Annotated in this window: 14 protein-coding genes and 2 pseudogenes; 5 read left to right on the forward strand and 11 right to left on the reverse strand. The window is 72.0% G+C overall.

Annotated features, from left to right (window positions below):
- The first annotated feature begins 99 nt into the window (after positions 1-99).
- Complete coding sequence (locus tag ACZ7L1_RS01845; RefSeq protein ID WP_471433324.1) at positions 100-375, forward strand: hypothetical protein; 276 nt, start codon at positions 100-102, stop codon at positions 373-375.
- 148 nt (positions 376-523) lie between these two features.
- Positions 524-736 (forward strand): annotated as a pseudogene (locus ACZ7L1_RS01850) (winged helix DNA-binding domain-containing protein); the annotation flags it as partial.
- Positions 737-1,043: 307 nt separating this feature from the next.
- Here the strand turns inward: ACZ7L1_RS01850 and ACZ7L1_RS01855 are convergent.
- The 3 genes and pseudogenes from ACZ7L1_RS01855 to ACZ7L1_RS01865 form a co-directional block, all read right to left on the reverse strand.
- Positions 1,044-1,172 (reverse strand): annotated as a pseudogene (locus tag ACZ7L1_RS01855) (trypsin-like serine protease); the annotation flags it as partial.
- A 277-nt stretch (positions 1,173-1,449) separates the two neighbouring features.
- Complete coding sequence (locus ACZ7L1_RS01860) at positions 1,450-4,329, reverse strand: helix-turn-helix transcriptional regulator (RefSeq protein ID WP_471433325.1); 2,880 nt, start codon at positions 4,327-4,329, stop codon at positions 1,450-1,452.
- A gap of 91 nt (positions 4,330-4,420) precedes the next feature.
- Complete coding sequence (locus ACZ7L1_RS01865) at positions 4,421-5,257, reverse strand: helix-turn-helix transcriptional regulator (protein WP_471433327.1); 837 nt, start codon at positions 5,255-5,257, stop codon at positions 4,421-4,423.
- 101 nt (positions 5,258-5,358) lie between these two features.
- Between ACZ7L1_RS01865 and ACZ7L1_RS01870 the strand changes: the two genes are divergently transcribed.
- Positions 5,359-7,038, forward strand: a complete 1,680-nt coding sequence (locus ACZ7L1_RS01870; protein WP_471433329.1) for an AMP-binding protein — start codon at positions 5,359-5,361, stop codon at positions 7,036-7,038.
- A complete protein-coding gene (locus ACZ7L1_RS01875) occupies positions 7,035-8,648 on the forward strand; it encodes an AMP-binding protein (protein WP_471433330.1) in 1,614 nt (537 codons plus the stop codon). The genes ACZ7L1_RS01870 and ACZ7L1_RS01875 overlap by 4 nt, the downstream gene beginning before the upstream one ends.
- A gap of 21 nt (positions 8,649-8,669) precedes the next feature.
- On the opposite strand, the gene ACZ7L1_RS01880 is transcribed toward ACZ7L1_RS01875, so the two are convergent.
- Entirely contained in the window at positions 8,670-9,383 is a 714-nt protein-coding gene (locus ACZ7L1_RS01880; RefSeq protein WP_471433332.1) for a hypothetical protein, read from the reverse strand.
- A 214-nt stretch (positions 9,384-9,597) separates the two neighbouring features.
- Here ACZ7L1_RS01880 and gcl point away from each other — a divergent pair, with 214 nt between their 5' ends.
- Entirely contained in the window at positions 9,598-11,337 is a 1,740-nt protein-coding gene (gcl, locus tag ACZ7L1_RS01885; protein ID WP_471433334.1) for a glyoxylate carboligase, read from the forward strand.
- A gap of 69 nt (positions 11,338-11,406) precedes the next feature.
- Here the strand turns inward: gcl and ACZ7L1_RS01890 are convergent, their stop codons facing one another.
- From ACZ7L1_RS01890 to ACZ7L1_RS01920, 7 genes are all read right to left on the reverse strand, one after another.
- Positions 11,407-14,211: a hypothetical protein gene (locus ACZ7L1_RS01890; protein ID WP_471433336.1), complete on the reverse strand. Its 2,805-nt coding sequence runs from the start codon at positions 14,209-14,211 to the stop codon at positions 11,407-11,409.
- A 495-nt stretch (positions 14,212-14,706) separates the two neighbouring features.
- Positions 14,707-15,825 (reverse strand): ABC transporter ATP-binding protein, encoded by a 1,119-nt coding sequence (locus ACZ7L1_RS01895; protein WP_471433338.1) that lies wholly within the window; start codon positions 15,823-15,825, stop codon positions 14,707-14,709.
- Entirely contained in the window at positions 15,822-16,838 is a 1,017-nt protein-coding gene (locus tag ACZ7L1_RS01900) for a FecCD family ABC transporter permease (RefSeq protein ID WP_471433340.1), read from the reverse strand. The genes ACZ7L1_RS01895 and ACZ7L1_RS01900 overlap by 4 nt, the downstream gene beginning before the upstream one ends.
- 46 nt (positions 16,839-16,884) lie before the next feature.
- Positions 16,885-17,892, reverse strand: coding sequence for an ABC transporter substrate-binding protein (locus tag ACZ7L1_RS01905; RefSeq protein WP_471433342.1), 1,008 nt, complete (start codon positions 17,890-17,892; stop codon positions 16,885-16,887).
- 417 nt (positions 17,893-18,309) lie between these two features.
- Entirely contained in the window at positions 18,310-19,200 is an 891-nt protein-coding gene (locus ACZ7L1_RS01910) for a 2-hydroxy-3-oxopropionate reductase (RefSeq protein ID WP_471433343.1), read from the reverse strand.
- A gap of 45 nt (positions 19,201-19,245) precedes the next feature.
- The gene (locus ACZ7L1_RS01915) at positions 19,246-20,085 is read right to left on the reverse strand and encodes a TIM barrel protein (RefSeq protein WP_471433345.1); all 840 of its coding nucleotides are present in this window, start codon (positions 20,083-20,085) and stop codon (positions 19,246-19,248) included.
- Between the two features lie 169 nt (positions 20,086-20,254).
- The gene (locus ACZ7L1_RS01920) at positions 20,255-20,968 is read right to left on the reverse strand and encodes a hypothetical protein (protein WP_471433347.1); all 714 of its coding nucleotides are present in this window, start codon (positions 20,966-20,968) and stop codon (positions 20,255-20,257) included.
- Positions 20,969-20,985 lie beyond the last annotated feature (17 nt).

The raw sequence follows: 20,985 nt of genomic DNA on the forward strand, positions 1-20,985 counted from the left end.
GCCGTAGATCACAACACGGACACAGCGTCACTCGGAGATCACTCAAAGTGCGTGTTGGGGTGCATGATTTCGGCCACCACTCGGCTTCCAAGGAGACCCATGCGCCGCAACACCATCTCCCTGCTCGCCGCAGCCGTGCTCATGCTGACCGGATGCTCCCCCTTCGGCTCGGGCAGCGACAAACCCTCGGCCCCGAGTCCTTCCGCGCCGGCCGGAGCGGCCGCCGACGCGGAGCAGATCGCCGCGTGCGCCAAGGCGATCGTCGCCGCGAAGAACGACACCGCGGACAACGGCCTGCCCGAGTGCGCGAAACTGTCGCCGGACGACTACCTGAAGGCGATCGAGGACGCGAAGAAACAGGGAGGCGATCGGTGATACCCCCGCGTCGTCCGCCGAGCGGCAGGGGGACAGGGGGCCGTTCCGCCGGGGGCACGGTGGACGCGCCGCTCGGTCCGGGCCCGGTCCTCCACGGGCCGGGAGTCGCGGACACTCCCTGTCCGCGAGGCCCGTTAGCGTCCCTGGCATGACGAAGTCGATCCCGGCGGCTCGGAGGGTCGGCCGGACCCTCACGGGCACCGTTCCGGTCCTCCGCAACCGCGCCCTCAACCGCGCCACCCTCGCCCGTCAGCTGCTGCTCCGCCGCTCGCCGCTGTCCGCGAAGGCGGCCGTCGCGCACCTGGCCGGCCTCCAGGCGCAGAACGTCAGGCCGCCGTACTACGCGCTCGCGGCACGAATGGGCATGCCGTACGACATCCGGTTCGGCACCGTCGTCCCCCCACGCCCCTGACGCCCGGTCCGTGAAGCGGTCCCGCGGCGCCTCGATCCGCCCGCCCGGTCACCGCCACCGACAGCCCAGCCTCAGCCCCAGCAGGAGAATCTGCCACGGCACACCATGTGCGGCCCTCCCAACCTCGCCCATCCGACCGGCGCGTGGGAGCCGGGCCATGGAAGTGACGTGGAAAGGGGGCGTTGCGGGCCGCTCGTGGAGGCCCGCAACGCCCCCTGGTATCTACCTGGGGTGTACCCCAGGGGCCTTCTGGGACTTACGTGTCGACCTGCGCGGTCACCACATTCTCCGCACAGCCGTCGCCCCGGGAAGTCATCCCTGCCAGGACGCCCCCGGTGAGCGGGGGGCCGCCGCTGTCGCCCTGGCAGGTGTCCATGTCGCCGGAGGGAGTGAGCCTGCCCGTGGCGGCGGCAGCGGTCGCCACGGCGGCAGTGGCGGCCTTTCTGACGCGTCTCGGCCCGGACATGGGTCTCCTCGTGGGGTTGCCGGTGGGGGTTCGAGCGAGTGGGGACCGGCCCCGGTGTGCCCGGCGAGCGGCACACCTTTACGCTAGAAGCCGGAGTGGGCCCCTCCCAATGAGGGAACGCCCTAGGCGAGTTGGGCAGGGAAAACCCTCGGTCTACGCGCGTGAACCAGCCAACGGGCGTGCCGTGTGCGCTGGTTCAGCTCGCGCGGTGCCCGGCTGCCAGACGCACGATGTCCACCCGTGAGCGGATGCCCAGCTTGCGGTAGACCCGGGTCAGCGTGGCCTCCACGGTCTTGACGCTGATGAACAGCCGGGCCGCGATCTCCCGGTTCGTCGCGCCCTCCATGACCAGCGCGGCGACCTGCCGTTCCGTCGCGGCCAGGCCGTCGAGGGCGGCCGTCGCGACCGGCGCCGGCCCCGCCGGGTGAGGCTCCGGCCTCCCCGGGTCCGTGGCCGTGGCCGTCCCCACCAGGCGCAGCCACGGCATCGCCCGGCAACGGCGGAAGAGACGGGTCGCCTCGTCGTACGACGCCGGTCCCGGCCGCCCGGCGCGCAGCCCTGCCAGCGCATAGGCCGCCCGGGCCTCCTCGAGGCCGTAGCCGAGCGTCGCGAGCCGGTCCCGCGCCGCTGTCAACTGACGTTCCGCCGCGTCCACTTCGCCGCGTGCCGCCCGGGCCAGGGCCTCCGCCCGGTCCAGCACCGCGAGCACGCTCTCCCGCCGGAGTCTGAGCGCGTGGGCGCGGGCGGCGTCGATGACGTCCTGCGCCTCGGCCGGCTCCCCGACGCGTACGAGGGCCTCCGCGAGGTCGCCGTGCCAGCGGCCCCGGGCCGGATCGGTGACCCCGAGCCCCTCCTCCAGCTCCCTCACCCGGCGCAGGGACCGGACGCTCCCCGCCGCGTCCCCGGCCACCAGCTGGGCGTGTCCCAGCGCGGCCAGTGCCCGCGACAGGTAGATCACGTCGCCGTCCTCCTCGGCCCGCGCCACGGCCTCCTGGGCCAGCGTCAGCGCCCGGTCGGCCTCGCCGCCCGCCGCCTCCGCCAGTGAGGTGAGCATGGCGCTGGCGGCCTCCCCGATCCCGGTGTCCCGCGCCAGCCTGAGGCTCTCCCGCGCGAGGTCGAGGGCCCGCCCGCAGTGTCCGGCCCGCAGTTCGGTCTCGGCGAGCCCGCGCAGGAAGTGCACCTCGGCCTCGACCATGCCGCGCCGCCGCACCTCACGCAGCAGCGCGCTGACCGTCTTGCGCGCCTCGGAGAGCTGGTCGCTCATGATCAGCCAGCGGAACCGCACGGCACCGACGCCGTTGTGGTCGCACGCCACCCGGGCGTCCTGCGGTTCCCTCATCGCCCGCTTGATGGTGCGCGGTGCGTCCGGGTGCCCCATCAGGGTCTCGGCCTGCGCCTGGAAGGCCAGGGCCAGCAGTTCGTTGCGCCGGTCGCCGACCCGTGCCGCCAGTTCCGCGGCGAGGGCGCCCTCCTGCCGGGCCCGGGCGAAGTCGCCCTCCACCAGCAGCGCCCGCCAGGCGAGCTGGTAGTGCACCAGGGTGAGCAGCCGGGGGTCGTCGCCCGCGTCCGCAAGCGCCTGGGGGAAAACCGCGTCGACCTCGGCCATCGCGTGCCCTGCGGCGTCGATCACCACCATCCAGGCCCGCACCCTGTCCGCCGGTTCCGTCGCCTGGGCCAGCACCTCGCGGGCGATGTCCCGGGCGAGGTCGGTCTCCCCTGCGGTCAACGCGTCCTCGGCGGCCTGCAGCCGCCGCTCGTCCGGGCCCGGCACCGCGTCCGCGGGGGTGTGCCGGGCGGCGAGCAGCCCGAGCCCGGCCGCCACCGAGGGCGCGCCCCGGTCCCGGGCGGCGGACGCGGCCTCGGCGAGCCGCTGCGCCACCCGTGGATCCGTGCCGGTGGTCGCCAGCGCCAGGTGCCGGGCCCGTTCGATCGGGTCGGAGGCCGCCGTCGACAGCGCCGTGTGCACGGCCCGCCGCTCCTGGGCGCTCGCCTGCGCGTACAGCGCGGCCGATATCAGCGGATGCGCGAACCGTACGAACGGTGCGTCCCGCTCCGTCACCAGCAGCCCGAGCGCGGCGGCCTGCGCGGTCTCCGCCTCCGCGTTGTCCCGGCCCGCGGCGCGCAGCAGGGCCAGTGTGGGCCGGGCCCCCGCGCTCGCCACGAGCAGGGTGCGGCGGGCCTCGTCGGACAGCGCCTCGAGCCGGTTGAGCACCAGCGTCCTGAGCGAGGTCGGCACCGGCAGCGGCTCGCCCGGCCTCGGCGGAGTCGGGCTCTCGGCGAGGGCGCGGCCGAGCTCCAGAGCGAACAGCGGGTTGCCGCCGCTGGTGCGGTGGATGTCCCGCACGGTGGAACGGGGCAGTCCCGTGTAGCCGCGGTGGTCGAGGAGCGTGGCGATCCGCGCGCGCGAGAGCGGTCCCACCCGCAGGGCGAGGGTGTCCGGCGGGGACGCGCCCAGATAGCGGTCGTACTCCTGACCCTGCTCGGCGTGGGTGCGCACCGCGCACAGCATCTGCACCGGTGTGCCGCCGAGGCGCCGCGCGGCGAAGCCGAGAAGTTCGGTGCTGGCCGGATCCAGCCACTGCAGGTCGTCGGCGACGATCAGCACGGGACCGCGGGCGGCGAGCACACGGAGGGTGGACAGGACGGCGAGTCGCAGCGCGAGTCCGTCCCGTTGCAGCGTGGACTCGCCGCGGCCGGTGAGCGCGGACTCCAGGGCGGTGCGCTGGGGGGCGGGGAGCCGGTCGGCGACCTCGTCCATGACGAGCCCGAGCAGGTCGGCGAGGGCCAGGAAGGGAAGGTGGGATTCGGACTCGGTCGCCGAGCAGCGCAACACGGTGCGCACCGTTTCGCCGTATTCCGCGGCCAGCGTCCGCAGGACCGTCGACTTTCCTATTCCGGCGGGGCCGTGCAGGAGCACACTTCCCCCGTCGGTGAGCCGGCGGCGCGCCGCCGTGCACAGCTCCTCCCGGCCGATGACCAGGTCATGGTGGGGTCTCGCAGGCTCCTGGAAGTCCCGTCGCACGGTGCCGCTCCCCTCCGGGTGTCGTGTCCTGGCCAATATTAGGCGTCCCGTCATTGAAAATTCGGACGGCGGCATGGTGAGGGAAACAACAAGCGGTGACACAAGGGAATTCATCGGAGTACCGAATGAATCGTGAACTACAGATCTACGGGAGCAGCCCGGCCCGCCGCGCCGCCACCACCGCCTCCCATCTGCTGTGCGCGCCGAGCTTCCGCATCGCCGAGCGCAGATACCCCTTCACCGTCTCCGGGCGCAGCCCCAGCCGCTCGGCGGCCGCCGCGTTGGTCGACCCGACCGCCACACACGCCAGGACGTCCACCTCCCGCGGGGACAGCCCCACGTTCCCCACCGCCGATCCCGGGGAGGCCGCCCCGGCCAGCCGCCCGCACACCTCCAGGAGCTCCGTCCGCAGCGCCGCGTCCTCCACCCGCTGGGCGAGCGCCCGCAGCGCGCCGTGCGCCTCCCGCACCTGCTCCCAGGCCGCCCCGGCCGGGCCCGAGGGCTCCCGCACCGCCGTCAGCAGGGTGCGCGCCTCGTCCCGGGCGACCAGCGCCTGTTCCACGTCCCGCGCCGCCTCCACCGCCGCGCTCAGCGTGCGGTCGCCCAGCGGCTGCGCCGTCCGCAGGGCGCCGTAGAGCACGCCGCGCACCCGGCGCCGTACGACGACCGGCACCGCGAGCACCGACCTCAGGCCCTCCGCCGCCACCGCCGCGTCGTACTCGTGGCTGATCTGCCGGGACGCCGAGTAGTCGGTCACCGCGCACGGCCGGGCCAGAGCCGTCACCTTGCCGCCCAGGCCGCTGCCGGAGACGACGGCGAGCGAGCTGAGCGCCGTCGTCGCGGTGCCGCTCAGTTCGCTGATGCGTATCTGGGGCCGCCCGGACTCCACCAGTCCGCCGAAGGCGACCGGCAGCCCCGTGACCCGCCGCAGCCGCACCAGCGCGCTCCGCACCTGAACCGTCTCGGCTGCGTCAACTGCCACGTGCTCGCCCCTCCGTCGCGGCGCACCCCCGTTCGGGGGTGGTGAGACCTGCGTCACCGATTACACGATGTGAGATGGCTGTCCGGCAATGAGGAGGACACATGACGGCGAACACCGACGCGACGGAGGCGTTCCGGACCGCGCGGGACTTCCTTCTGAAGCACCGGGAGGACTACGCGACGGCGTACGAGGGCTTCCGCTGGCCGCGCCCGGCGTACTTCAACTGGGCGCTCGACTGGTTCGACGTCATCGCGGACGGCAACGACCGCACCGCACTGCACATCGTGGAGGAGGACGGCTCCGAGGAACGCCGCACCTTCGCCGAGATGTCCGAGCGCTCCGACCGGGTCGCCGGCTGGCTGCGGGAGCGGGGCGTGCGCGCGGAGGACCGCGTCCTGGTCATGCTGGGCAACCAGACCGAGCTGTGGGAGACGGCGCTCGCGGCGATGAAGCTGCGGGCCGTGGTCATCCCGGCCACCCCGCTGCTGGGCCCCGCGGACCTGCGCGACCGGGTCGACCGGGGACGGGTCCGGCACGTGATCGTGCGTGCGCAGGACACGGGCAAGTTCGCCGAGGTGCCGGGTGACTGCACCCGGATCGCGGTCGGCGGCGCGCCGGAGGGCTGGCGGGCCTACGAGGACGCGTACGCGGCCGACGCGGGCTTCGAGCCGGACGGGCCGACCCACGCCGACGACCCGTTGATGCTGTACTTCACCTCGGGCACCACCGCCCGGCCCAAGCTGGTCGAGCACACCCATGTGTCGTATCCGATCGGTCATCTGGCGACGATGTACTGGATCGGCCTGGGGCCCGGGGACGTCCACCTGAACATCTCCTCGCCGGGCTGGGCCAAGCACGCCTGGTCGAACCTGTTCGCCCCGTGGAACGCGGAGGCGACCGTCTTCATCCACAACTACACACGCTTCGACGCGGCCCGGCTGATGGCGGAGATGGACCGCGTGGGCGTGACGACGTTCTGCGCGCCGCCGACCGTGTGGCGCATGCTGATCCAGGCCGACCTCACCCAGCTCGCCACCCCGCCGCGCGAGGCGGTCGCCGCCGGCGAGCCACTGAACCCCGAGGTGATCGAACAGGTACGCAGGGCCTGGGGGGTGACCATCCGGGACGGCTTCGGGCAGACCGAGACGGCCGTGCAGGTCTCCAACAGCCCCGGCCAGCCGCTGAAGACGGGCTCCATGGGGCGGCCGAGCCCCGGCTTCCGCGTGGAGCTGCTGGATCCGGTGAGCGGCGCGCCGGGCGCGGACGAGGGCGAGATCGCGCTCGACCTGTCCGTACGGCCGGTCGGCGTGATGACCGGCTACCACGGCGACCCCGACCGTACGGCCGAGGCCATGGCGGGCGGCTACTACCGCACCGGCGACATCGGCTCCCGGGACGCGGACGGGTACATCACCTACGTCGGGCGGGCCGACGACGTCTTCAAGGCGTCCGACTACAAGATCTCCCCCTTCGAGCTGGAGAGCGCTCTCCTGGAGCACGAGGCGGTGGCCGAGGCGGCCGTCGTGCCGGCGCCGGACGAACTGCGCCTCGCCGTGCCGAAGGCGTACGTGGTGCTCGCCGCCGGCTGGGAGCCGGGCCCCGAGACCGCCAAGGTCATCTTCGAGCACTCCCGTGAGGTGCTCGCCCCCTACAAGCGCATCCGTCGCCTGGAGTTCGGCGACCTGCCCAAGACCGTCTCCGGCAAGATCCGCCGGATCGAGCTGCGCGAGGCCACGGCCGCGGGCTCGCAGAACGAGTACCGCGAGGAGGACTTCAGGTGAGCGCCCTGTCGTACACGCACGGGACCAGCACGACGCCGCTCCTCGGTGACACCATCGGCGCCGACCTCGACCGTGCCATCGCCGCGTACCCGGACCGGGAGGCCCTGGTCGACGTGCCGTCCGGGCGGCGCTGGACCTACGCCGAGTTCGGCGCCGCGGTCGACGAGGTGGCGCTCGGGCTGCTCGCCAAGGGTGTGCACAAGGGCGACCGGGTCGGCATCTGGGCGGTCAACTGCCCCGAGTGGGTGCTGGTGCAGTACGCCACCGCGCGGATCGGCGCGATCATGGTGAACATCAACCCCGCCTACCGCGCCCACGAGCTTCAGTACGTGCTGAAGCAGGCCGGGATCTCGCTCCTGGTCGCCTCCCTGGCCCACAAGACGAGTGACTACCGGGCCCTGGTCGACCAAGTGCGCGGCAGCTGCCCGGAGTTGCGTGAGACCGTCTACATCGGCGACCCCACGTGGGGCGCGCTCACAGCCGGCGCGGTGTCGGTCCCGCGCGAGCGACTGGCCGCCATCGCGGGCGAGTTGAGCTGCGACGACCCGGTCAACATCCAGTACACCTCGGGCACCACCGGCTTCCCGAAGGGCGCCACCCTCTCCCACCACAACATCCTCAACAACGGCTACTGGGTGGGCCGCACGGTCGGCTACACGGAGCAGGACCGGGTGTGTCTTCCGGTGCCCTTCTACCACTGCTTCGGCATGGTCATGGGCAACCTGGGCGCCACCTCCCACGGGGCCTGCATCGTCATCCCGGCGCCGTCCTTCGAACCCCGTGCCACCCTCGAGGCCGTCCAGCAGGAGCGCTGCACCTCCCTGTACGGCGTGCCGACGATGTTCATCGCCGAGCTGAACCTGCCCGGCTTCGCGGAGTACGACCTGTCGTCCCTCAGGACCGGCATCATGGCGGGCTCGCCGTGCCCGGTGGAGGTGATGAAGCGGGTGGTCGGCGAGATGCACATGGAGCAGGTGTCCATCTGCTACGGCATGACGGAGACCTCCCCGGTCTCGCTGCAGACCCGGATGGACGACGACCTGGAGCACCGCACGGGCACGGTGGGCCGGGTCCTCCCGCACATCGAGGTCAAGATCGTCGATCCGGCGACCGGGGTGACCCTGCCGCGCGGCGCGGCGGGCGAGCTGTGCACCCGCGGCTACAGCGTGATGCTCGGCTACTGGAACGAGCCCGAGAAGACCGCGGAGGCCGTCGACCCCGGCCGCTGGATGCACACCGGCGACCTCGCCATGATGCGCGAGGACGGTTACGTCGAGATCGTCGGCCGCATCAAGGACATGATCATCCGCGGGGGCGAGAACATCTACCCGAGGGAGATCGAGGAGTTCCTGTACGCGCATCCGAAGATCGCCGACGTGCAGGTGGTCGGGGTCCCGCACGAGCGGTACGGCGAGGAGGTGCTGGCCTGCGTGATCCCGCGCGACCCGGCCGCCCCGCCGACCCTCGAGGAGGTGCGGGCCTTCTGCGAGGGGCAGCTCGCCCACTACAAGATCCCGAGCCGGCTGCAGATCCTGGACGCCTTCCCGATGACGGTCTCGGGGAAGGTCCGCAAGATCGAGCTGCGGGAGAGGTATGCGGAACCGGCGTAGGGCTCCCGCGCGAGGGAGGGTTCAGGCCAGGCCGGCGGCCAGATCGTCGGCCTGCCTGTTCACCGGCTCGGGGGTGCCGGTGAGATCGAGGACGAAGAGCGGGACGCCGAGGCGGTCGGCGGCGGCACGGGCGGCGTCGGCGTATCCCGCCAGTGAGAAGCACACGCAGCGTGCGGACTCCGACAGGGCGGTGAGCCACAGGCACTCCACGTCCCGCAGCGACGCCGGGCGCATGGTCGGCTCCACCAGCGCCCGCATCCCCTGCGCCGTGAGCAGGACCCCGCTGGGCGGACGCTCCTGGGCACGCCGGACGTCGTGGTGGCCGAGCCGGCGCAGACAGAGCGCGGCTGCGCCGATGGCGTCGGCGGCCGTGCGGATGGTGACGGGCTGGAAGAGGGGGCTCTGAGCACGCGGACCGCCCGCACCGTCCCCGGCGGAAGCGGGGCGTGGCGTCCCGCTCACCGGAGCCCCACTCACCGGGACACGGAGGACGGTCCCGCACGGGCAGTCCAGCTCCGGGCAGGGCCATTGACCCTCCCGGCCGCAACTCCCGCAGCGAACCGCGACCCAGCCGTCGTCCCAGGTGCGGTGGGTGACCACGGAGGGCCGCGAGAAGCGGTCCAGCGGCGGGGCGACGGGCCCGCCGCACACGCACGGATACGACGGCGCGGCGTAGACGTGTTCGCGCCGGCAGACCGGACAGGACACCGGCACGCTCTCGGGCATGGCTCCCATGGTGCTTCCACGGATGCCCACTTGTCCCCGACTTCGGCGATCGCGCCCCCCCTGACAGGCCGTCTCTTGACGGCTCTCCCTGCCATGCCTACATTGCTTCCAGATAGCAGAAAAAATATTCCGCTATACGGAAAGAAGAAGTCGAAAGGCGCATTGGTGCTCACCGCGGGGCGCGACGGGAGCGCGAGTCCGACAGCCGAAGCAGGAGTACTCCATGGCTCGTATGACCGCTGCCCGCGCGGCAGTCGAGATCCTCAAACGTGAGGGCGTCCGGGACGCGTTCGGGGTTCCGGGTGCGGCGATCAACCCCTTCTACGCCGCCCTGAAAGCGTCCGGCGGCATCCACCACACTCTGGCCCGCCATGTCGAGGGCGCGTCCCACATGGCGGAGGGATACACCCGTACCCACCCCGGCAACATCGGCGTGTGCATCGGAACCTCCGGCCCGGCCGGTACCGACATGATCACCGGGCTCTACTCGGCGACCGGCGACTCGATCCCGATCCTCTGCATCACCGGCCAGGCCCCGACCGCGGTGCTCCACAAGGAGGACTTCCAGGCCGTCGACATCGCGTCGATCGCCGCGCCGGTGACGAAGATGGCCGTCACCGTGCTTCAGGCCGCGCAGGTGCCGGGCGTCTTCCAGCAGGCCTTCCACCTGATGCGCTCCGGTCGCCCCGGGCCCGTCCTCATCGACCTGCCGGTCGACGTCCAGCTCACCGAGATCGAGTTCGACCCGGAGACGTACGAGCCGCTGCCGGTCCACAGGCCCGCCGCGACCCGCGCCCAGATCGAGAAGGCCCTCGCACTGCTGAACGCCTCCGAACGCCCGCTGATCGTCGCCGGCGGCGGGATCATCAATGCCGACGCAGCCGAACTCCTCGTCCAATTCGCCGAACTGACGGGCACGCCGGTCGTCCCCACTCTGATGGGCTGGGGAGCCATCCCCGACGACCACCGGCTGCACGCCGGCATGGTCGGCCTGCAGACCTCGCACCGGTACGGCAACGCGACCTTCCTGGAGTCCGACTTCGTCCTCGGCATCGGCAACCGCTGGGCCAACCGCCACACCGGGCGCATCGACGTCTACACGGCCGGGCGGACATTCGTTCACGTCGACGTCGAACCCACCCAGATCGGCAGGATCTTCGCCCCCGACTACGGCATCGCCTCCGACGCGAAGGCGGCCCTGGACCTGTTCGTCGAGGTGGCCGAGGAGCTGAAACGGGCCGGCAGGCTCCCCGACCGCTCGGCCTGGGCCGCCGCCGTGCGGGAGAAGAAGGCCCGTCTGAAGCGCCGTACGCACTTCGACGACATCCCGATCAAACCGCAGCGCGTCTACGAGGAGATGAACAAGGCATTCGGCCCCGAGACGCGGTATGTCACGGCCATCGGCCTCTCCCAGATCGGCGGCGCCCAGATGCTGCGGGTGTACCGCCCGCGGCACTGGATCAACTGCGGCCAGGCGGGCCCCCTCGGCTGGACGATCCCGGCCGCGCTCGGGGTGGCGAAGGCCGACCCGGAGGCGTTCGTGGTCGCGCTGTCCGGCGACTACGACTTCCAGTTCATGATCGAGGAGTTGGCGGTCGGTGCCCAGCACCGGATCCCGTACATCCATGTCCTCGTGAACAACTCCTACCTCGGCCTGATCCGTCAGGCACAGCGGGCCTTCGACATGGACTTCCAGGTCAAGCTGGAGTTCGAGAACATCAACTCACCGGAACTGGGCGTCTACGGCGTCGACCACGTCAAGGTCGCCGAGGGCCTCGGCTGCAAGGCGCTCCGGGTGACGGACCCCGACGACCTGGCCCAGGCCTTCGAACAGGCCAAGAAGCTCGCCGCCGAGTACCGGGTGCCCGTGGTCGTCGAGGTGATTCTGGAGCGCGTCACCGACATCTCGATGTCGACCACCAACGACATCAGCCAGGTGGTGGAGTTCGAGGAGAGCGTCTAGTTGCGCTTTCGAACGCGGACGGGGCCGCGGTTGCCCGCGGCCCCGTGCTGAATGTGCGTCAGGATGTGGTCACCGTGCCGTCGTCGTGGTGCCGCTGGCCCAGAGGGCGCCGCCCTTGCCGGTGCCCCCGGTGCTCCTGTAGACGACCAGGTTGCCGTCGTTCTGCACGACCGCGTAGGCGCCCGTGTTGTGGTAGGTGCCGGTGGACCACAGGGAGCCGCCCTTGCCGGGACCCCCGGTGCTCGTGTAGACGACGAGGTTGCCGTCCGTCTGCATCACCGCGTACGCGCCCGGGTGGCCGTAGGTCCGGCTGGACCAGAGGGCGGCGCCGTCACGCCGGCGGTACATCACCAGGTTGCCGTCCGTCTGCATGACCAGTCGGGTGTAGGTGCCCTGGGTCCACCAGCCGGGTTTGAGGGTGGTGCCCGAGGCGATGGTCTGCGGCCGGGCGTAGGTGCCGCTCGACCACAGGGGCGAGGTGCTCGCCTTCGCGTAGACGACGACGTTGCCGTCGTCCTGCACGGTGGTGTACGCGCCCGGGTTGCCGTAGGTCCGGGTCGACCACAGGGCGCCGCCCGCGCCGGGGCCCCCGGTGCTCCTGTAGACGACGAGGTTGCCGTCCGTCTGCATCACCGCGTACGCACCCGAGCTGCCGCTCGTCCCGGTCGACCACACCACCTGACCGGCGCCCTTGCCGGTGTTCAGGCGGGCCACGAGGTTGCCGTCGGTCTGCATGGTCAGCGTCATCGCGGTGCTGCTCAGGCTGTGTCCCGGGGACAGTCGCTGTCCGGGGTACATGAAGGTGCCTGCGGCCGGGGCGGGGGCCGAGGCGGGGATGTGCGGGTCGAGGAGGTGGATGTTCTTCCCGCCGTCCACGTAGGCGACGCCGCCCTGGTACTTGTCGACGGCCCAGGACACCCTGCGGTCGTCGGCGACCGGTCCGCCGGGCAGGTCGGCCAGGTCGCCGGTGGCGGCCGTGTCGCTGTGCACGTCGGTGAGCGTCAGCTTGCCCGCCGCCGTGTCGTGCTCGACGACGAACCCGTCCCCGAGCTGGGCGGGATGGGCGGGCACGGCAACGTCCTTGCCGGTGGCCAGGTCCCACACGCCCGCCGGACCCGACGGTCCGCACGACCAGTACACCCAGTGCTGGGCGGCCGCCTGCAGCTCGCCGGGCACGCACGGCGCGCCGGTCGCCACCGTCTGCACGGTGCGCCGGGTGGTGAGATCGATCTGGGTCAGTGCCCCCGCGGTGGCTCCGGGGACCCACACCGTGGAGCCCGACAGCGCGGCGGCGGAGACCGGGCGGCTGAAGAGCACGTGACTGTTGCCGCCCGCGTCCGCGTCACCGACGTACTGCTTGTCCGTGGAGCCGCCGTTGTAGACCACGTAGCGGCCCTCGGCGTCGACGAGGGTGCCGCCGGTGGCGCCGGGTGTGATCAGATTCGCGCTGTCGCCGGGAGACTGCACGGTGACGGCGTCGCCCTGGCTGTTGGCATTGGCCCACAGCTGCGAGATGTTGCCGTCGCCGGTGGCGATGGGCGGGTTGCAGGTGGCCGCGGTGTCGCAGTGGGTGGGCGCGAAGGGCTGGCCGAAGCTCTGCTCGGGACCGTAGGAGGGCGGCGAACCGAGCTGGACGCTCCGGTCGTAGACGGCGTCTCCGCCGTTCGACAGGCGCCTGACCGGGTACAGCTTCCCGCCGCCGAAGGCCAGGCCGTCCAGGGGGGCGGGCACCGGGGGGTCGGAGTCCACGGCGGTCCCTGCCGGGGTGCCGTCCGGCCCGGCGGTGAACAGACGGGCCGCCCAGTCGGTGACGGACGAGCCGCCCACGACGACCGCACCGTCCGGCGCCTGCCTGATGGTGTTGGAGTTGGCGTGGTCCAGGACCGGGGTGACGGTCTGGGAGCCGGACAGCGGCATGGCGTAGAGCGGGTAACCGAGTGTGTCGTCCGTGCTCGAGGCACCGTTGTGCGACACCGAGTAGGTCATCAGCAGGGAGTCGCCCGCGATCCCCAGGAAGCGCAGGGCGCTGCTGTACTCGGTGCCCAGCGGTGCTGCTGGGACCTGCACGGTGCTCACGGTGCCGCCGGGAACGGAGCGCGACACGAACTGGACCTCTCCCGCCGAGCCGGTTCCGGCGGCTCTCGTCGAGGTGTACCAGGCGATGTGATCCTTGGACAGGACGACGCGGGAGCCGTTGACCAGCGGCCCGGAGACGGGGGTGACCGCGCCGGTCGTCAGGTCCACCAGGGCCGCCCGGGCCGCGGTCGTGCCGTCGGTGTCCTGAATGTAGCGGATCACCACGGAGTCGGCGTCGCCCGCCAGCACCAGAGCCTGGGGCGTGGCGCCTGCGGGCCAGCCGGTGACCGGTGTGTCGGTCTGCTGCCCGTCCGCCGTGCCGAGGACATGAAAGCCCGTCACGGATCCGTCCGCGGCCTTGGTCACCGTCAGCACGCGGGAACCGAAGGTGCCCAGGTACGTCTGTCCGGCGCCCGGCCTGATGGTGGTGGTCGTGCCGGAGTCCATGTCGTGCAGCAGGTACCCGGCGGCCGACGGCGTGGCCACGATGTCGGAACCCGCTCCCGAGTACCCGGGCATCTGCAGGTTGCTCTGGACACCGGGCACCGGGGTGTCCGATCCGCCCGCGTAGGGCGTCCAGACGTACCCGGAGTGGCTGTCGGTCTGGTGCAGGAAGCCACCGGTGCCGGCGAAGACGACGATGTCCTTGGGCGGGTTGTTCAACAGAGCGGCCGGTATGACCGTCTCGGTGGGGGTGTCGGCCGAGGCCGTCGCCGCGGTCAGCGGCAGGGCCCCCGAAGCGAGGGCGAACGTCGCGGCGACCGCGACGGATCCGCTCCTCAGGGTGTGTTGGGCCACCCATTCCTCCTTCAAGTGGGAAGGCACGGGTGACATGCAGCCGACGGCCGACCGCCCAAGGGCCAGGACGGCTCTGGTTGTTGAAGCCCCCCAGTCGCCACGGTGCCCGAGCCCTCGGTCACCACGCCCCCCATGCGAGGGCGAGGCTAACGGACTCGGCCCCTTCGGGAACAGGCGCCCCACCCGCTGCGTGCTCCACCAGAGGTGTTCGGGCGTACCTGGAGTCATCCGCCACCGTGGTGCACCGCGGCCCGTCCCGCCGGTCCGCGCCTCCCGGGGCGCCCTCCGTACGGAGCGGGGCACCACCGCGGCCCGCCCCCACGGGCCGCGGTCCCCCGGCTGACACCCCCCTGCGGGGCCCGCCGCCCCCGTGTCGGCGGGCCCCGTGTGCCGAGAATCTCCCCATGGCCAGGGCCAGTTGAAGCCCCCTGACCGGTCTTCAGAGGTTCATTTGAGGGTTGCGTAGAGGGAGTACGCCTGCTTGCGTAGACGCCCTCACTCGATCTCGTGCTCCGACAGCCCCGGCCAGTCCTCGGGGCCGCCGCCCTGCCACTCGACGATGTCGCTCTCCTCCACCTCGATCCGGTCCAGATCGGCCAGGCGCAGGATCTCGATGACGTCGTCCAGGTGGGAGGCGATCCCGAGGGTCACGTCGCCCTCGGTGACCCGCCGGGATCCGTCCAGCGCCGGGGCGTGCACCACGATGTGCGGATGCTGCGGTGACTGTTCCATGGGTTCAGCCTCCTGCGGCCGCGCCGGATCCGCACCCCGGGGGCCACGGCGGACGCGACGGCTGCGGGGCGTTCCTCTCCCGGCTCCGCCGCCGGGGCCGCGCAGCGGGGTGACCACGGGACGGCCCTCGGTGTCCGTGGTCACCGACACCCGTGCCGCGTACACACGGGCTATCACGTCCTCGGTGATGACCTCGGCGGGCGTGCCGCCCGCCGCGACGCGTCCCCTGTCGAGGAGGACCAACCGGTCCGCGTACTGGGCGGCGGTGGTCAGGTCGTGCAGGGTGGTGACCACCGCCAAGCGCCGAGTTCTGCGTAGTTCGTCCACAAGGTCGAGAACGTGCTGCTGGTGTCCGAGGTCGAGCGCGGAGGTGGGTTCGTCGAGCAGCAGCAGCCGGGGTTCCTGGGTCAGGGCCCGGGCGAGCGCGGCGCGTTGGCGCTCGCCACCGGAGAGCTCGGACAGGCGGCGAGCGGCATGGTGGGTCAGGTCGAGCGCGGCCAGCGTGCGCGCGGTGGCCGTGCGGTCCCGTTCGCCGGGGCTTGCGAGGTAGCCGAGGTGTGGCGTGCGCCCCAGCAGCACGTACTCCTGGACCGTCATGTCCGGCGGCAGTACGGGTGCCTGCGGCACGTAGGCGATCAACCGGGCCCTCTCCCGGGCGCGCAGGCGCCCGACGACGGTGCCGCCGACGACGACCGTGCCGCGATGGGGCAGCAGACCGGCGATGGCGCGGAGCAGCGTCGACTTTCCCGCGCCGTTGGGGCCGATCAGCGCCAGCCAGCCGCCCGACGGGACGGAGAAGGACACCGCGCGCACGACCGGGGCGCGGTCCAGGTCGACCTCCACCCCGGCCACGTCGAGCCCGTCCGAGGCGGGTGCGCTCATGTGCGCACCGACCGGGTGGAGCGCAGGATCCATATGAATGCCGGTGAGCCGATCAGTGCTGTGACGACGCCGATGGGCAGTTCGGCCGGTGCCACAACGGTGCGGGCCAGAGCGTCGGCGAGGACCAGGAAGCCCGCGCCGAACAGCAGTGACAGCGGAAGGACGAGCCGGTAGGAGGCGCCGGCCAGCCGACGCACCGCATGCGGCACGATGATCCCGACGAAGCCGATCAGCCCGCTCACCGCCACGGCGCTCGCCGCGGCCAGCGCGCACGCGGCCACGACGGCCAGCCTGATGCGGCCGGGGTGCATGCCGAGGGAGCGGCTCTCCTCGTCGCCGACGGACAGCACGTCGAGATGGCGGCCGTGCAACAGCACGACCACGACGGCGATCGCCGTGTAGGGCAGGATCTCCGTCGTCTGGCGCCAGGTGGCGGCGGACAGGGAGCCCAGCAGCCAGGAGTAGACCTGCTGGATGTCCTGGCTGGAACGCTGGAGGACGTACGTCTGAACAGCGGTCAGGAACATCGACACCGCCAGCCCGGCCAGCAGCAGTGTCGAGGTACCCGGCCCGCCCGCCACGCCGGCCAGGTAGGCGATGGTGACCCCGGCCAGCGACCCGATGAACGCGGCCACAGGCACCGCCGCCGGTACCGAACCGTCCAGGCAGACGATGGCGGCCGTCGCGCCCAGGCCGGCCCCCGCCGACGCCCCCAGCAGCGACGAGTCGACCAGGGGGTTGCGGAACACGCCCTGGTACCCCGCGCCGGCGAGTGAGAGTGCCCCACCGACCACCGCTCCCAGCACCACGCGCGGCAGCCGGATCTGGAAGAGCACGGCATTCTGCAGCGGGCTGAGCTCGGACTGCAGACGTACCAACGGCAACCGGTCCAGCAACGCGACGGCCGTCGCGAGCGGGTTGACGGCCGCTGCCCCGGCCATCGCACCGACAAGCAGCGCGGCGGCCAGGAACGCCACCGCGATCGCGTAGACGCCCACGGTGCGAGAGCGCATTCCGGCGCGCATTGCGACCCTGCTCACAGCCACAGCCCGCCAGGAGTCACCGGCCGGAGGCCTTCTCGACAGCCTGCGCGATCTGCGCGACCAGCTGGGGCAGACGCGGGCCCCAGCGGGAGGCGACGTCATCGTTCAGGCCGGTGATCTCCTTGTTCCTCACCGCCGGAATCCCTGACCAGCCGGGCCGGGCGGCGACGATCGCAGGGGTCTGCCCGCCGTCGGACGACTCGTTGTCCGAGAGGAATATCAGCTGCGGCTGTGCCGAGACGATGTACTCCTGGGCCAGCTGGGGATATCCGCCGTCGGAGGCCTTGTCCGCCTTGTCGGCGATGTTCTTCAGGCCGAACAGGGACGCTATCTGCCCGACGAAGGTCGAGGAGGTCGCCGAGTAGTAAGGGCTGGCACCCAGCTCCCAGTAATAGGTCAGGTTCGCATGGGCGGTGCCGGCCTGCTTGACCGTGGAGGCTATCGCGGACTTCATACCGGCAACGGTCCGTGCGGCCTGGGCGGCGTGACCGGTGGCCCGGCCGATCTGCTCGATCTGCGTGTAGGCGTCGTCGACCGTCGCCGCCGCGGGCTCGATCAGTACCGGCACGCCCAGCCTGCGCAGTCCGGCGACCAGTCCGCCGGAATCCTGCGAGGCGACGACCAGGTCCGGGTCGTACTTCACGATCGCCTCGATGTTCGGGGTCAGTCCGCTGAGGCTGGTGACGGGCGCGCCGGCCGGATGGTCGGAGTTCGAGTCCACCGCGACGACCTGCTTGCCCGCGCCGACCGCGTACAGGTCCTCGGTCGCGGTCGGTGAGAGCGACACGATGTGCTGCGGACGGCTCTGGATGGTGATCCTGCCGTTGGCGGGAGTCACCGTGACAGGGAACGACGCGGCGGCGGAGGGTCCGGGTGCCGAAGCGGACGACGTGGCGGCGCCGGAGCTCTTGGAGCTGCAGCCGGTGACGACGGCCACGGCCGCGATCACGGCGGTCGCCGCCGACAGAGCGCGGACGAGCGGCTCACGCCGACGATGCCGAAGCCGGACAGGTTGGGGTGCCATGCGGCACTTCCTCCCGTGAGGACGGGAAGAAGCAATCCGTCGACGGGTCGCGTCGAACGCGCGCCGACGGAGACGGATCGCCCTTCCCACGAGGGTCGATGTCGTAGCGCGGCAGGAGGCGACCTGGCTTGGGCCCCGGTTGAGGCGACCCTCACAGTTGCGGGACAGCGCCGGACTGGCCCGCGGGAGGCGGGCGTCACCGGCTTCGCTGCCTGACGCGCTGTCAGAAATCTGCATGACCATGCAGATTTCCGACCGCCGCACATTAGCACGCCGGCCACTTCGCGGACCGACGTGCTCCCCGAAGCCTTGGCCCACTGCGGAACGCCCTGGTCCGCGGGAGGGGTTCCGGGCCGCGGCGACGCCTGGGCGCGACAGGACAAGTGTCGGCGCCGACGCGGCCCGGAGGTCTCGGCGTCAGACCTGGGCGCCGGACAGGCGCTCCACGCCCCGCAGCAGGGCCGAGTGGTCCAGGCCGCCGTCGCCCTGCGCGCGCAGACTCGCGACGAGTTGGGCGACCACCGCGCCCACCGGCAGGGCGGCGCCGACCGCGCGGGCCGCGTCCGTGACGATGCCCATGTCCTTGTGATGCAGGTCGATACGGAAGCCCGGCCTGAAGTCGCGGCGGAGGAAGTTCTCCCTCTTGCGGGTCAGCACGGTGGAGCCGGCGAGTCCGCCGCCCAGGACGTCGAGGGCCGCTCCGAGGTCCACGCCCGACTTCTCCAGGAAGACCACGGCCTCGGCGCACGCCTGGATGTTGACGGCGACGATGAGCTGGTTGGCGGCCTTCACGGTCTGGCCCGAGCCGTGCGGGCCGCACCGCACGACGGTCCGGCCCAGCGTCTCGAAGATCGGCTGTGCGTACTCGAAGTCGGCCCGGTCGCCGCCGACCATGATCGACAGCACCGCCTCGACCGCACCGGCCTCGCCGCCGGACACCGGCGCGTCGAGCACCCGGATGCCCTTCGCCCGCCCGGCCGCGGCCAGGTCGATCGAAGTCTGCGGGGTGATGGAGGACATGTCGATCAGCAGGGCGCCGGGCCGGGCGTTCCCGAGGATGCCGTCCGGGCCGTACGCCACCGCCTCGACCTGAGCAGACGCCGGCACCATCGTGATGATCACGTCGGCGTCCCGCACCGCCTCGGCGACCGAGCCGGCCACGGTGCCTCCGGCGGCGGCCAGGCGGTCCAGCTTCGCCTGCTCCAGGGTGTGGCCGGTGACGTCGTAGCCCGCCTTGATCAGGTTCTCGGACATGGGGGAGCCCATGATGCCGAGGCCTATCCAGGCGATCTTGGGAAGTGCGGTCATCAAGGGTGCCTTTCTCGCTGCTGCGGTACGTCCGGGGGTTGCCGTTCAGCGGGCGGCGCGGGCCTGGACCGGCAGCCAGTCGAAGGTCTCCGCGCTCGGGCGGTCCCCCGGCTTGTACTCCAGGCCGACGCGGCCCTCGTAGCCCGCCTTCCGCAACCGGTCGAGCAGATCCTCCAGCGGCAGCGTCCCCGTGCCCGGCGCGCCGCGGCCAGGGGTGTCGGCGATCTGGACGTGGCCCGTCCGGCCCGTGTACCGGTCGATCACCTGCGGCAGGTCCTCGCCGTTCATGGACAGGTGGTAGAGGTCCATCAGGAAGCGCGCATTGCCCAGTCCCGTCGCCTGGTTGACCTTGTCGACCACCTCGACGGCGGCCGGCGCGGACACCAGCGGGTACAGCGGCGACTCCGGCTTGTTCAGGGCCTCGATGAGGAGCGTCGCGCCGATCCGGTCCGCCGCCCGCGCCGCGAGGGCCAGGTTCTCCAGCGCGAGCGCGTCCTGCTCGGCCGGGTCGACGCCGTCGACGCGGTTGCCGTACAGCGCGTTGAGCGACCTGCAGCCCAGCGACTCGGCGAACTCGGCCGCCACCTCGACGTTGGCGCGGAACCTCTCCGACTCCTCGCCGGGGACCGACAGGGCGCCGCGGTCCGGGCCCGGCAACCGACCGGCGTAGAAGTTCAGCCCCGTGAGCCGCACGCCCGCGTCCTCGATCGCCTTCTTCAGGCTGTCCGGTTCGGGCCGCTCGGGGGTGGGAGCGTCGACCCAGGGCCACCACAGCTCGACCGCGGTGAAGCCCGCCGCCGCTGCGGCCGTGGGGCGGTCCAGGAGCGGGAGTTCCGTGAAGAGGATCGACAGGTTGACGGTGTAGCGCTGGTCTGCGAATCCCATCGTGTGGCGCTCCCTGGATCTCGCTCTCATCGAACGGCCCTTGAATTCCGTATAGCGGAATTAAGTTTCTGCTTATTGGAAAGCGTGCCTGTGTGTGGTGGACACTGTCAAGAGCGCGCACGAAAAGTGCCCCCGCGCGGTCCGCGCGGGGGCACAGGGGAGGCGTGGGTCAGAGGGCGTCGACGGCGCTCACCTTCCAGCCCGTGGACGTGCGGCTGAGCGTCATGCGCACCCGGTTCAGATCAAGACGCGATCCCGACACCTGGGTGCTCTGCGTGCTCTGGTTGACGAACAGCAGGACGACCGCCTTGTCGGGCGCGGCCGACACCACCGAGGCCGCCGCCACCGTCGCCCTCACCACGCCGTGGTACTTCGCCGCCGTCGGACCGACCACCGTCTTCGTGGTCTTCAGGTACTGGTCACGGAAGCCGCCGGTCAGATGGCCACGGGCCCGGGCGAAGTCCTGGTCCAGGTGCCGGTAGTCGTACGACAGCACGACAGGCGCGGCCTTCCTGGCGGCCGTCAGCGCCTGACTCCCTGCCTGGTCCGCCCGCCGGCCCTCCCGGTACTGCCATCCGAGGACGGCGACCGCGACCAGGCCCGCCACGAGCACGACGCACAGCGCCGCGGTCAGCAGTCTGCGTCCGCGTACGGGCCCCGGTGCGGGCTGCTCCGGCTCCTCCTCGGCGCTCGGCTCGGGCGGGTCGTCCCAGCCGTCCGGGCGTTCGATCAGCAGCGTGCGCGAGGAGCGCCGCTCCTCGCGGTCCTCGGCCACCTCGCGTTCCGACCGTGCGGAGCGCTTGGCCGCCGCTCGTGCGGCAGCCGTCAGGGTGCGTCGGGTGGCGGTACCGGCGCCGCGGACCTTGGTGGTCTGGTTCGCCACGGTCACTCTCCTCAACT

It is taken from the genome of Streptomyces sp. NPDC107546, assembly GCF_055639175.1.